This is a genomic window from Curtobacterium sp. MCBD17_026 (assembly GCF_003234895.2).
Classification (GTDB): domain Bacteria; phylum Actinomycetota; class Actinomycetes; order Actinomycetales; family Microbacteriaceae; genus Curtobacterium; species Curtobacterium flaccumfaciens.
Window position 1 is genome coordinate 172,335 of record NZ_CP126281.1, and the last position, 13,226, is coordinate 185,560.

A 13,226-nucleotide genomic window follows, 5' to 3' on the forward strand; every position below is an offset into this window, starting at 1 on the left:
TGCGGGAGCAGCGTTGCGCTCCCTCCGTCCGGCCGAGGCATCCGCCCGGAACGCCCAGGTGTTCGAGTTGCCCTGGATGAGTGAACCCCTTCAGTGGGCTGCCGCGTAGGCGTCGAACACGTGCTTCGGGAGTCGACCTCGGACGCCCACTTCGAGCCCGGCCGAGACTGCCCACGCTCGGACGGCCGACGGAGACGCTGCGTTCAGCGGGTCGGATGTCGAGACCGGGCTGGGCGAGGCCTTCGCGGTGGCCGTCGCCGAGCTGGACACTGCGGGCTGGAGGTGCCGCAACAACACCTCGAACGTGTCCGGGTGCACGCGACGCGTGTCGAGTTCTGTCGCCTTGGCGAACTTCCCGCCGGAGAAGGACCCGTCCGTGACCAGCATGGCCGTCAGCCGAGACACTGCACCGACGACCCGAACGCCGAGCTCCTCGGATCGCTGCTCGAGTCGCGCACGTTGCCGTTCGTCGCATCCGGTGAAGACGACCTTGTCCCCGACGCGGAGCGGTTCCCCGTGTGGCCACGGGGCGGGCAGCGCGCCCAAGCCTGCGCTCAACCGGGCATGACGAGCGGCATCAGCGCGGTCGAGGACTCGCTTCACCTTCGTTTCCGCGACGCCCAGCAGCGAGGCGATGGTCCTCAGCTCACGGCGCTCGTCGTGAGAGACACGTCCGTCGTCGACCGCCCGGTGCGCCAGCGCCAGGAGGAACGCTTCATGCGCCGCGCTGGTGTCTGCTGGGGACAGCTCGTACTCGGCGCACAGCTCCTGCAGGGCCACTGACTCAGCGTCGGAGATGTCGCCGTCCTCGAGGGCGTCGAAGAGCATCTCGAGGTACGCCGTCGACCCAACGGGTGCCCCTTCCTCGAGTACTTCGAGGAGGGACATCGCGGTGAGCTGTTCGAGCAACGGGGGAGCGGTGGGGCGGGGCGAGGTGATTCGTGCAGGACGTCCGCTGGCGGGCATCCTGCCGGCGCGCGGGCCCGCGACGGACGCTGAAGCAGACCGCGACGGCGACCGCGACGGACCTGACGGCCACCTCGTGCTCCTGGCGAGGTCCTGCGCTTCGGTCAGCACAGGATCCGGACCACCGTTCAGCCCGACGTAGGCACCGAGCAGCCCCGCGGCGGCTCGCGCATCGCCGAGCGCAGAGTGCGCGTCGTCAAGCCGGACGCCCACCGCCCAGCAGCAGTCGGCGAGTCGGCGCCGGTCCATGTCCGGCAGGTACGCGTAGCTGGCATCGAGCGTGCAGTACGCGGCGATCCACGGGACGTCCCACCCGGCGCTCTTCAACTCGTTCCGAAGGAATGCCAGGTCGAACTTGGCGTTGTGCGCGACGACGGCGAGTCCCGAGAGACGTGCGACGATCGTGCCCGCGACGTCAGCGAAACGCGGTCGCCCGACGACGTCGGCCTGCCTGATGCCGTGGATGTGGATTGCCCCGACCGGTCCTTCAGGGTCGATTCGGGTCACCCATTCGTCAACGACTGCACCTGTTGCGTCGAGCCGCACGATCGCAACCTCGAGGACGCGGTCCCGCTGTGGTGACAGCCCGGTCGTCTCCACGTCGACGACTGCGAACGCGGGCGCACCGTAGCTCACTGTCGTCTCTGCAGACGCTGGCGCTACCGGGTGCTTGGCCGGGCGCGCCCGACGTCCGAACAGCCAGTTGAACAGTCCCACCGATGCCTTCTTCCACCCCGCCGCGACGGATGCTCGCGGGGAACGGGAGCGCCGCGGTCTTCCATCTCACGCTAGAAGACAGCCGCCGGCGCGGGGGGCGATCGGGCGTCCCCAGAAGAGGGGCCAGTGTTCGGCCTGGCTGTTCCGGAGGGATCCGAAGGTGGGCCCGCATCGTCAGAACTGCCGGTTCGTCACATCCGCCCGGTGCGACACCGCCAGTATGTCCCGCAGCCGCTCCGCGGGCAACGGTGCTCCCTGATCCGCCAGGTAGTCCGCCGCGAACCCCTCGGCACTCGCCGCGTAGATCCCCGTGTACGCCCCGGACTCCGGCTCGAAGCGCCACGAGTCGGCCAGGGTCCCGGCGTCCACGGTGTCGAACCCGAGCAGCTGCACGAGCTCGGCGACCACGGCCTTGGCCTGCTCGTCGTCGCCCGCGATCGGCAGCGCCGTGCGGGGCGTGGAGCCGGCGAGGTTCGGGATGTGGTGGGCGACGATGTTGTTGAACGCCTTGACGATCTGTGTGCCGGGCAGGAGCGTCTGCTCGTACTCCGCCGTGGTCGTCGCGAGGCTGTCGAGCTGTTCGATCCGGCCCTCGCGACCGGGGTAGTAGTTGCCCGTCGACAGCACGGTCCGCCCGGCGAAGGCGTCGAGGTCGGGGGCGAGCGCCAGGTAGGCGGTGAGCGGGATGGCGAGGACGGGCACGTCGCCGAACTCGACGGCCTGTCGCACGGTGCCGGCCTGGGCCCGCGGGCCGAGCTCGACGACGAGGTCCTGCAGCGACTCGGGGCCGCGCGAGTTCGCGATGAGGACGTCGAGGTCGGCGGCGACGGCCAGGCGTGCGATCGCGGTGCCGATGGCTCCGCTGCCGATGATGCCGATGCGGTTCATGTGGTGCCCTTTCCGGAAGGTGAATGTCAAGGAAGAGGCGGGGCTTCCCAACCGCGCCGCGACAGGGCGGAGAGCGCGGCGGACGACGAGTCGTCGGCCATCGCGGCGCCCTGGACCCAGCTGCTGGCCAGGGCAGCGAGGAACAGGTCCCGCGCGCGGACGTCGGCACGCGCACGACCGGAACGCTGTGCGGCGCGGAGGAACTCGTCCGTGGTGGTGATGAACCCCTGGCACGTCAGGGCGAGCGGCGACGAGTCGGACGACGCGGCGGCACGGAGCGGTTCGGGCAGCCCGTCGAACGTGCCCGCCCACTCGGTGACCGCGTCGAGCCAGCCGTGCAGGGCGTCGCCGGTGTCCACGGAGCCGTCGCGCAGTGCTTCACGACGCGCCACCAGGTGCTCGTCGCGGGCGGCGAGGAGCTCGGCGATCAGGGCCTCGCGCGTGGGGAAGTGCCGGTAGAGGGTGCCGGCGCCGACGCCGGCCTGCTTGGCGATCGCGTCGAGCGAGCCGGTCACGCCGTGCTCGGCGAAGGCGCGCTCCGCGACCTGCAGGATGTGGTCCCGGTTCCGCAGCGCGTCAGCGCGCGGGGCGCGCCCGGCGGGAGCGGTCTGCTCGGGCATGGCGGGCCTCCAGGCTGTGGCGTCGGGAAACGGAGGAGCTCTCCGGAATCACCACAGTACAGGAGACCCTCTCCGTTTCGACGCTGAAGCGCGACGCCCAGGCGTCAGGACTCCTCGGCAGCCTCCGCCGCGTCCGCCAGGTCCGTCCGCGTGTTCGCGTGGATCGGCTCGCTGTGCCCGAAGGTCTTCGCGGCGGCGCGCAGCCGCCCGACGAACTCCCCGTTGTCCATCTCGAGTTCGTCCTCTTCCGCGTCCTCGATGACGATCTCGCTCGAGGGCCCGATGAGGATCTTCGTGGTGGTCATCGTCCCGTCGTCGGCGACGGCGGGCACGTCGACGGTGTCGGCCCGGTCGCCCCCGGCGAGAGCCGCGGCGTACTCGATCACGGCGTCGGCGACGTCGTCTCCGACCAGGATCGTGGTGGCGTCGTAGTGGATGTGCTTCATCGCGTACTCCTTCCCGAACCCATACAAACGCGCGGCGCGGGAACCGGCTTCAGGATGACCGCTGTGCGCGGTGGTCCGGGGCCGGCGCGGGAAGGGCGTTCCACACGTCGCCCCAGATGAGTTCGAAGTCGACGGGGCGGATGCGGTCGGCCCGGAGCGCCTGTTCCAGGATCGACAGCGCGTCCAGGGAGCCGGTGAGCAGGCGTTCGTCGCCGTGGACCTCGCGGCGGCCGTCGCCCAGGAACGTCGTCACGGTGACGGACCGCACCCGTGGCCGCAGCGCGCGGGTGGCGCGGGCGAGGACCGCGAAGCCGCCGCCGTAGAGGAGCAGCGCGGTGGTCGTGCCGACGGCGGGGACCGAGACGGCGAGCACCAGGGCAGCGAGGGCGACGACCGCCCCGACGGCCGGCCAGACGTGCCAGGCGCGCAGCAGCAGGCGCTCGCCGGTGGTCGTGCCGGGCGGGAACACGACGAGGGTCCGCGAGCTCCACAGTGTTCGGCCGACGGGCCGGACCGTGTACCGGCCCCACAGGTGGGCGCCGTCGAGCAGCCGGGTGCGGACCGGCAGCGCGACGGTCATCGATCCACCGGCGCGAGTTCCGCCCGGACCGGTTCGACGACGTCGCGGTGCCGGACGGTCGCCAGGCACGGGAAGCAGACCAGGTCGCCTTCGCGGACGTCGGCGGGCAACGGAGCCGGGAGGCGGTGGAACGGACCGTCGGCCTGACCGTCACAGCGGGTGACGACGTACATCGGGGAGAGGGGAGCGGTGCTCCGGCGTCCGATCAGGCGCACCTGGTCGAGCACGGCGCAGGTCGGCAGGACCGCGTCCAGTTCCAGGAGCACCACCCCGGTGAGCGGTCGCCGCACACGGGTGACCGCCGCGACGGCGACGCTCACGTCGCGGGGTGTCCAGCCGCGCGGGCGGTACCGGGGCGGGGACTGCTCGGCGGTGTGCACGGTCGGGGTGCCGGTGAGGTCGGCGAGCCGGACCATCGAGATCGCCGAGACCAGCAGGTCGTCGGTGGTCGCTGTGGTGTGGGCCGGCCAGAGGAACGGGTCCATCGGATCGGGGAGCGACGCGCGGAGCGTCGGCATGATCGCAGTCAGTGTCACGACCACACGCTCTCGCGCGCTCGAACGGCGCGGAAGGCCTCCTGACGGAACCCCTACGGCCGGCGCCGGAGTCCTGACGGAGCGCTCACCGGCGGGTGGCCGAGCGCAGGGCTGCGGTCCACCCGAGGGAGATCACGCCGGCGCCGATCAGGGTCTTCACCACACCACCGAGGACGAACGGGTACAGCCCGTACTGCAGGGTCTGCTGCAGGTCGAGGCCGAGTGCCACCGCGAGCCAGGCCATCCCGGCGACGAAGGTGACGACGGTGCCGAGGGCGAAGGACAGCAGCGCGTTCCGCAGCGGGCGGTCGCCGAAGCGCTCGGCGACCCAGCCGACCAGGGCCGCGGCGGCGACGAAGCCGACGATGTACCCGCCGGAGGGGCCGACGAGCACGCCGACCCCGGCCGAACCGTCCGCGAAGACCGGCAGCCCGACGACGCCGAGCAGCGCGTAGACGAGCATCGACAGGGCACCGCGACGGGCACCGAGGGCACTGCCGACGAGCAGCACGGCCAGGGTCTGCCCGGTGATCGGGACGGGCCAGATCGGCACGGACACCTGCGCGGCACCGGCGGTCAGCAGCGCGCCGCCGAGGACCAGGGCGGTGCTGACGACGGCGGTGCGGGGGAGCAGCGCGTCGGCGAGCGGACGGTGTGCGGCGGGGGTGATCGTGGTCATGGTGTTCCTCGCTGGGGGAAGGAGCCGGGGGAGAAGGAGCTGCGGGAGAAAGGGACGGGGTCAGACCGCGACGGCGGCCAGCAGGGACTCGGCGTCGCGCCGGGCCCCCTCCACGGCGGCGGTGTCGAGGCCGCAGGCGCGCAGGCAGGTCGCGACGAGGGCGTCGCGGTCGGCGTCCTGCACGGGGCCGGACCGGCGGAGCTGGATGACGGTCTCGGTGATCTGGATGAGCACGGCACCGAGGCGCGACGGGGAGACGCCGGCGGCGACGTCCGGGGTGGCAGCGCGCGAGCCGAGGCGCCCGTAGGCCTCCTGCAGTTCGACGCGCTCGGCCCGGAACCCGTCGTAGCGCTCGCCCTGCACCTCGGGCAGCAGGTACAGCGTGCCGATGTTGTGCGGGGTGCGGGCGAGGGTGTCCACGTCGGCGACGACCAGCGCGGCGAGGGCACCGGCTGCCGAGGCCGACTCCGGCACGAGTTGCTCGAGGCCGCGGACCAGCTCGAGGCTCGGGCGCACCGAGGTCGTGAGCAGCTCGACGAGCAGGTCGTCCTTGCCGGCGAAGTGGTAGTACAGCGAGGCCTGCCGGATCCCGACCCGTTCGGCGATCGCCCGGGTCGAGGTCGCGCTGATGCCGTTCTCGACGAACAGCGCGGCGGCGGCGTCGAGGATCTGGTCGCGCGGGCTCAGCGCTGAGTCGGCGTTCGGCACGACCCGCGGTCGGCCGGGGCGCACGGGCCGGTCGTCGGGGGACATGCCCCCATCCTGACAGCCGGTGTCCGTCACGACTGCTCCCGGTACGCGCGCCAGCCGCCGTGGTGGGTGATGTCCTCGGCCCCCTGGACGGCGAACGGCTCGACCAGGAACCCGGTGACCTCGGTACCGTCGTCGAGCGCCACGGTGCCGATCGCCATCGGTGCCGGCAGGGCCGCGACGAAGGTGCCGAAGCCGGCGGCGGGCAGGCGCCAGACCTCCCCGACGATGCCCGACCCCGAGCCCGAGCCCGAGCCCGAGCCCGAACCGGAGCCCGACCCCGGTGCAGCGGCGCCGGACGCGACCGGACCCACGCGGACCAACCCGGGCTTGGGCGGCACCGTGTCGAGTGCGTACAGCCGGTAGTCGGACGCGGTGCGGGCCTCCCGGACGAACGATCCGCCGGACGCGACCAGCTGCCCGTTCAGCGGCCCGTCGCGCAGGTGCGCCCCGACGACCAGCAGGTCGACGGTCGGGGCGGCGAACGCGGCCGCCAACGCCGCCAGGCGCCGGTCGCTGAACGCCGGACCGGTGAGCATGACGCCGAACGGCAGGCCGTCGACGAACCCGGCGGGCACGGCGAGCGAGGCCATGTCGAGCAGGTTCGCGAAGTTCGTGTAGCGGCCCATCCGGCTGTTCGCGCCGATCGGGTCGGCCGCGACCTGCTCGAGCGTCGGGTGCCACGTCGTCGTCGGGGTGAGCAGTGCCGTGGTGCCCTCGAGTGCGGCGCGACCGGCTGCCCCGAACGCGTCGAGCCGTTCCTGGTCTGCGAAGAGCTCCGCGGCGGTCGGTCCTGCACCACCGAGCACGATCGCGGCGACCGACGGGTCGAGGTCGGCACCGATCTCGTCGCGGTGGGCCTCGATGTGGGCGCCGACGGCCGCGTACCGTTCGGCGACGAAGGCGCCGTCGTAGAGCAGCGACGCGGCGTCGAGCAGGGGTGCGATGTCGACCTCGACCACCTGGTGTCCGAGCGCGCGGAACCGGTCGACGGCCGCGGCGAACGCCTCGGCCCAGCCGGGTGCGAGCCCCTCGAGCTGTGACGGCAGCGGCACCGCGATGCGCGGGACGGCGGGCAGGTCGGCGAGGGCGCGGTCGGGCCGCACGAGCGGGTCGACGCCGTCCGGACCGGCCATCAGCTCGGCCGCCGTGCGCGCGAGGTCGAGCGACCGGGCGAACACCGTGACGCAGTCCTGCGAGCGGCAGGCGGGGACGACGCCGGTGTTCGGCACGAGCCCCTTCGTCGGCTTGACCCCGACCAGGTTGCCGAGCGCGGCGGGCACCCGGCCGGACCCGGCGGTGTCGGTGCCGAGCGCGAAGTCGACGATGCCCAGGGCGACCGCCGTGGCGGAACCGCTCGACGAGCCGCCGGAGATCCGCGTCGGGTCCCAGGCGTTCCGGACCGCGCCGAAGGGCGAGCGGGTGCCGACCAGGCCGGTGGCGAGCTGGTCGAGGTTCGTCTTGCCGACGACGACGGCGCCGGCGGCGCGGAGCCGGGCGACGGCGGTGGCGTCGGCGGCGGGGTCGTGGGCGTAGGAGCGGGCGGCTGCGGTGGTGGGCAGGCCGGCGACGTCGATGTTGTCCTTCACGGCGAAGAGCAGGCCGGCCAGGGGCAGCGTCGGGTCGACGGCCTCGGCCTCGGCCAGCACGTCGGCGCGGTCGCGCAGGGTGATCCAGACCTCGGGCCGGTCGACGGCGTCGATGCGGGCGAAGGCGTCGCGGACGCGGGCCGCGGCGGCGGTGGCGGCCGCGGTGGCGGCGGTCCCGCCGGCACTCGCCGCGCTGATCCCGCTCACGCTGCCGCTCCGATCGCGGCGAGGACCTGGCCCGGCGCGACCTGGTCGCCCGGCTTGATGTACACCTCGAGCACGTGGCCCGGCACCGGTGCGTGCACCATCGACTCCATCTTCATCGCCTCCACGGCCAGCAGCTTCTGCCCCTCGTCCACGCGGTCTCCCGGTCGGACGTCCACCTGCCACACGGTCGAGGTGAAGGGGGCGTACACGGCGGTCGACCCCTCGGGCACGGTCACGGCGTCGGCCACCACGGCGGCCGGTTCGTCACGGACGTCGAACTCGCCCGATGCCCGCCACCGCTCCTTCTCCTCGCCGAACGCCTGCGCCTGCTGCGCCCGGAAGTCCGCGATGGACCCGGCGTTGTCGGACAGGAACCGGTTGTACGACGCGATCGAGAACTCACCCTCGACGGTCTCGAACGAGCCCCGCCCGGCGTCGGTCTCGGCGCGCAGCTCGAGCAGCTCGTCGGCACCGACCGGGTACCACTCGATCCGGTCGAAGAACCGCAGCGCCCACGGGTTCTCCTGGAACAGCCCGCCCCGGCGGAACCGGTTCCAGATCTGCACGGTGCGGCCGACGAACTGGTAGCCGCCGGGCCCCTCCATGCCGTAGATGCACAGGTACGCGCCGCCGATGCCGACGGAGTTCTCGGCGGTCCAGGTGCGGGCGGGGTTGTACTTCGTCGTGACCAGGCGGTGCCGGGGGTCGAGCGGGGTCGCGACCGGTGCGCCGAGGTACACGTCGCCGAGGCCGAGCACCAGGTAGCTCGCGTCGAACACGGTGCGGAAGACGTCGTCGACGCTCTCGAGCCCGTTGATGCGACGGATGAACTCGATGTTCCACGGGGTCCACGGGGCGTCGTTCCGCACGCCGTTCATGTACCGCTCGATCGCCAGCCGGGTGGCCGGGTCGTCCCACGACAGCGGCAGCTTGACGGTGCGCGACGGCACGACGAGCTGGTCGGTCGGCGGGATCTCGTCCTCGAGCTTGCGGAGCAGCCCCGCCACGTCGCGCGCCTTGAGCACGGACGCGTCGGTGTGCACCTGCAGCGAGCGGATGCCCGGAGTGATGTCGAGGATCCCCTTCGGCGTGTGCTCCTGCAGCTTCGTCATGAGCGCGTGCACGCGCATCCGCAGTGCGATGTCGAGGGTCATGTCGCCGTACTCGACGAGCACGTTGTCGTCGCCGTCGCGTCGGTACGCGACGCTCGGCCGCACGTCGGTCGCGTCCAGGTGGGCGATCACACCGTCGTCGCCGTCGCCTCCGGTGCGCGGCACCGTCCTGGAGGCCCGGTGTGCGTCGAGCGCGGCGGCGTCGGCTTCGCGGACGGGGACGAACCGGACCGTGTCACCCGGTCGGAGCTGGCCCAGCTTCCAGAGGTCGCCGCTGGCGACCACGGCGGGGCAGACGAAGCCGCCGAGCGACGGCCCGTCCGGTCCGAGGATGATCGGGGTGTCCCCGGTGAAGTCGATCGCACCGACGGCGTACGGGGTGTCGTGGATGTTCGACGGGTGCAGACCGGCCTCGCCGCCGTCGGTCCGCGCCCACTCCGGCCGCGGGCCGATGAGCCGGATGCCGGTGCGCGCCGAGTTGTGGTGCACGGCGTAGTCGGTGGCGTAGAAGACGTCGAGGTCGGCGCGGGTGAAGAAGTCCGGCGCCGCGTGCGGCCCCTCGGTGACGGCGATCTCCCACGCGTCGGTAACCGCGGTGCGGCGGTCGGCCGGGGTCGGGCCGCCCACCAGGCCCAGACGTGTTCCGGCCGGGAACGCCGGGTGCGGGGCGTCCGAGTCCGGGGAGCCCGGGCGCAGGACGTCGCCGGCGAGCAGGGCCCGCCCGGCGTGGCCGCCGAAGCCACCGAGCGTGAAGGTCGCGGTCGAGCCGAGGTAGGTCGGCACGTCGAAGCCGCCCCGGACCGCCAGGTAGGTGCGGAGGCCCGGACCGGGGGCCGTGCCGATCGCCAGGGTCTGGCCGGCGCCGACCTCGACGGGCTCCCACAGCGCCACGGGTTCGCCGTCGAGGGTGACCGGTGCCGGTGCACCCGTGAGCGCGACCACCGCGGCGGCCGAGAACCGGAGTGTCGGGCCGGTGGCGGTGACCTCGAGCGCGGGGGCACCGTCCGGGTTGCCCACGGCGCGGTTCGCCTCGGCGAAGGAGGCCGCGTCGAACGGGCCGCTCGGCGGGACACCCACCTGCCAGTACCCGACCCGGCCGGGCAGGTCCTGGATCATCGTCATGGTGCCGGGCGCGACGACGTCGATGCGCGGGTCCGGGTCCTCGGTCGCGTCGAGCGTCGAGGTGGAGTGCGTGGCGGTGCGGAGCTCGAGGTCGTCGGTCAGCGCGCGGAGGAGCCCGGCGTTCGTGACGATGCCGTCGATGCGGGTGGTCGCGAGTCCGTCGCGCAGCAGGTCGAGGGCGTCGTCGCGGGTCTCCCCGGTGGCGATCACCTTGGCGAGCATCGGGTCGTAGAACGCGGACACCTCGGAGCCGGTCTCGACCCAGCCGTCGACGCGGATGCCGGTGCGCTCGCCGGATGCCGTGGTCGCGCTCGGGAACACGGCCTGGGTGACGAGGCCGCTGGAGGGCAGCGAGCCCTTCGCCGGGTCCTCGGCGTAGACACGGGCCTCGACGGCGTGGCCGTTCGGGGTCCAGGTGCGGTCGAACACGTCGGGGTCGATGCCGGCGGCACCGTCGCGGGCCAGGCGGAGCATGAGCTCGACGAGGTCGACGCCGAACACTTCCTCGGTGACCGGGTGCTCGACCTGCAGGCGGGTGTTCACCTCGAGGAACGACGCCTCTTCGCGCACCGGGTCGTAGACGAACTCGACGGTGCCGGCGCTGCGGTACCCGACGCTCTCGGCCAGGCGGCGGGCCGATGCGTGCAGCTCGGCGCGGACGTGCTCGGGGAGCGCCGGTGCCGGGGCCTCCTCGATGACCTTCTGGTTGCGGCGCTGCAGGGAGCAGTCGCGGTCGCCGATCACCGCGACGCGGCCCTCGCCGTCACCGAAGAGCTGGACCTCGACGTGCCGGGCCGGCCGGACCAGCCGCTCGAGGAAGATGCCGGCCGACCCGAAGTTCGCGGTCGCCAGGCGGACGACGCTCGTGTACGCCTCGCGGACCTCGTCGAGGGTCGAGCAGGCCTGCATGCCGATCCCGCCGCCACCCCCGGTGGCCTTGAGCATGACGGGCAGCCCGATGCGCTCGGCCTCGGTCACGGCGTCGTCGACATTGACGAGCAGCCCGGTGCCGGCGAGCATCGGGACCCCGGCGGCGGCGGCCAGCTCGCGGGCGGTGTGCTTCGCGCCGAACCGGACGATCTGGTCGGCGGTCGGCCCGACGAACCGGATGCCGGCGTCCTCGCAGGCCCGGGCGAAGTCGGTGTTCTCGGACAGGAACCCGTAGCCGGGGTGCACGAGTCCGGCGCCGGTGTCCTTCGCGGCCTGCACCACGGCGTCGATGCGCAGGTACGAGTCGCGGGCGGGTGCGGGTCCGAGGCGGATCGCGGTGTCGGCCTCACGCACGTGGGGTGCCGCGCGGTCGGCGTCGGAGTAGACGGCGACGGTGCGCATGCCGAGCGCCTTCGCGGACCGGATGATGCGGCGGGCGATCTCACCGCGGTTCGCGACGAGGACGGTGTCGGTGCGAAGGGTGGGGGTCTGGTTCACGGTGGCGGTCCCGGTGGGTTCGGGCGCGGCGGTCACGGCTGGACCACGATCATGCGCAGCGGTGTGCAGGAGAAGTCGTTGCAGGGGTTGTTCATCTGCGGGCAGTTCGAGACGACGACGAGCACGTCCCGCTCGGCCCGGATCGCGACCCGCTTGCCGGGGGCGCTCATGCCGTCGACGATCCCCAGGGCGCCGTCGGCCTCGACCGGCACGTTCATGAACCAGTTGAGGTTCGACACGATGTCGCGGGCGCCGAGTCCGTGGCGGCCGGCCTCGGCCAGGAAGTTCTCGCGGCAGCCGTGCTGGTACCGGGTGTGGTGCCCGTACCGCAGGGTGTTCGACTCCTTCGAGCACGCGCCGCCGATGGTGTCCTGCCGGTCGATCTCGTTCGCGACGACGGTCATCAGCGGGCGGCCCTCGTTCGACATCAGCACGGTGCCGGTCCGGACGTACGCGTTGCCCTGTGCGGCGAGGGTGTCCGGCACGCTGTACCGCTCGTCGGGGTCGTGGGCGTCGTAGAGCAGGCAGTCGGCGCTCTGGTTGCCGCCGACGTCGACGATGGTGAGGACCTCGCCGGCGCGGACCACGGCGGACCACGGCGCGAGCGGGGCGACCCGGTCGTCGCGGACCACGGTGCCCGGCACCAGGGACTCGCTCCAGTCGAGGGCGACGTCCGGGTCGTGGACGGCTCCGACCGGGACGGTCGAGGCGGGGGTGTGGGTCGTCGTGTCGGTCATCACAGGCCTCGGGCTTCCGCGTGGTCGATCGAGTTCAGGTAGGCGCGGGTGAGCTCCGGCGTCGCGGTGAACCGCTCGTCGGCCGCGGTCGTCGGGGCCCCGCGCCAGGCGTGCACCCGCAGTGGTCCGACCAGGTAGTCCGGGCGCGGGTCGATCGGGTGCGCGACGTTCGCGACCAGCACGAGCAGCGGCAGCTCGGCGACGAGCGTGACGTGGGTGCCCGCGCCGGCCGAACCGGTGAAGGTCATCGCCCCCTCGGGGTCGATCCGCACGCCCTGGAAGAACGAGATGCTCGGCGGCAGATCCCGCTTGGTGAGCCCGTGCTTGGCGGCGGCCTTCGCGAACAGCGACCGACCGCTCGGGGTGCGCCCCTCGGGTGCCGCGTCGCCGTACTTCCGCTCGTTCCAGGCGTCGGTCGAGGTGCCGCAGAACGCGTCGTGGTGCCCCGAGGTGTCCTCGAGCACGGTCGCGAGTGCCCGGCCGTCCCCGCTCAGCAGGGGCGAACCCTGGCCCAGGTACGCCTGCCACGGGATCTTCTGGGTGTCGGCGACGTTGAGCCGCTCCCACGGTTCGAGCGCGTTGAACACCAGGACGTTGGCGCAGGCCTGACCCGTCGGGTCGTCGAACCGCAGCCGTGACCCACGAGCCAGCACCTTGTGCGTGTAGCCGCCCGGCGCCACCGTCTCGGCCCAGACGAGCTGCGCGGGGTCGACGCCCTCGGGGGCGAACGGTGACGACGACGCCGGCAGGTACGGCATGTACTCGGACTGCGAGCCGGCCTGGGCGCGTGCATCGGATCGGGAGGCGAGCACGCTGTCGGTCTGGTGGAGGTCGCGCATGGGGTTCCTT

At 72.9% G+C, this 13,226-nt stretch carries 12 protein-coding genes; all 12 read right to left on the bottom strand.

Features of this window, described 5'->3' with window-relative positions:
• Positions 1-90: 90 nt before the first annotated feature.
• The gene (locus DEI85_RS00865; protein ID WP_111124085.1) at positions 91-1,683 is read right to left on the bottom strand and encodes an exonuclease domain-containing protein; all 1,593 of its coding nucleotides are present in this window, start codon (positions 1,681-1,683) and stop codon (positions 91-93) included.
• 174 nt (positions 1,684-1,857) lie between these two features.
• Positions 1,858-2,571 carry an NADPH-dependent F420 reductase gene (locus DEI85_RS00870; protein WP_111124086.1) on the bottom strand — a complete coding sequence of 238 codons (714 nt, stop codon included), beginning with the start codon at positions 2,569-2,571 and terminating at the stop codon, positions 1,858-1,860.
• A 26-nt stretch (positions 2,572-2,597) separates the two neighbouring features.
• Complete coding sequence (locus DEI85_RS00875; RefSeq protein ID WP_111124087.1) at positions 2,598-3,191, bottom strand: TetR/AcrR family transcriptional regulator; 594 nt, start codon at positions 3,189-3,191, stop codon at positions 2,598-2,600.
• 104 nt (positions 3,192-3,295) lie between these two features.
• A complete protein-coding gene (locus DEI85_RS00880) occupies positions 3,296-3,637 on the bottom strand; it encodes a hypothetical protein (RefSeq protein WP_051597132.1) in 342 nt (113 codons plus the stop codon).
• 49 nt (positions 3,638-3,686) lie between these two features.
• The gene (locus DEI85_RS00885) at positions 3,687-4,217 is read right to left on the bottom strand and encodes a DUF6611 family protein (RefSeq protein WP_110858534.1); all 531 of its coding nucleotides are present in this window, start codon (positions 4,215-4,217) and stop codon (positions 3,687-3,689) included.
• On the bottom strand, positions 4,214-4,753 hold the full coding sequence (locus DEI85_RS00890; protein WP_146238458.1) for a hypothetical protein: 540 nt from the start codon (positions 4,751-4,753) through the stop codon (positions 4,214-4,216). The genes DEI85_RS00885 and DEI85_RS00890 overlap by 4 nt, the downstream gene beginning before the upstream one ends.
• A gap of 85 nt (positions 4,754-4,838) precedes the next feature.
• Positions 4,839-5,432 (bottom strand): biotin transporter BioY, encoded by a 594-nt coding sequence (locus DEI85_RS00895; protein ID WP_071245214.1) that lies wholly within the window; start codon positions 5,430-5,432, stop codon positions 4,839-4,841.
• A 60-nt stretch (positions 5,433-5,492) separates the two neighbouring features.
• Positions 5,493-6,185: a TetR/AcrR family transcriptional regulator gene (locus tag DEI85_RS00900; protein ID WP_111124088.1), complete on the bottom strand. Its 693-nt coding sequence runs from the start codon at positions 6,183-6,185 to the stop codon at positions 5,493-5,495.
• A gap of 26 nt (positions 6,186-6,211) precedes the next feature.
• Positions 6,212-7,978 (bottom strand): allophanate hydrolase, encoded by a 1,767-nt coding sequence (locus tag DEI85_RS00905; protein ID WP_258376386.1) that lies wholly within the window; start codon positions 7,976-7,978, stop codon positions 6,212-6,214.
• Complete coding sequence (uca, locus tag DEI85_RS00910) at positions 7,975-11,676, bottom strand: urea carboxylase (RefSeq protein WP_258376387.1); 3,702 nt, start codon at positions 11,674-11,676, stop codon at positions 7,975-7,977. Before uca ends, DEI85_RS00905 begins: the two co-directional genes overlap by 4 nt.
• Positions 11,673-12,377, bottom strand: a complete 705-nt coding sequence (locus tag DEI85_RS00915) for an urea amidolyase associated protein UAAP2 (RefSeq protein ID WP_110858537.1) — start codon at positions 12,375-12,377, stop codon at positions 11,673-11,675. The genes uca and DEI85_RS00915 overlap by 4 nt, the downstream gene beginning before the upstream one ends.
• On the bottom strand, positions 12,377-13,216 hold the full coding sequence (locus tag DEI85_RS00920) for an urea amidolyase associated protein UAAP1 (protein ID WP_110858538.1): 840 nt from the start codon (positions 13,214-13,216) through the stop codon (positions 12,377-12,379). The genes DEI85_RS00915 and DEI85_RS00920 overlap by 1 nt, the downstream gene beginning before the upstream one ends.
• Positions 13,217-13,226: the final 10 nt, after the last annotated feature.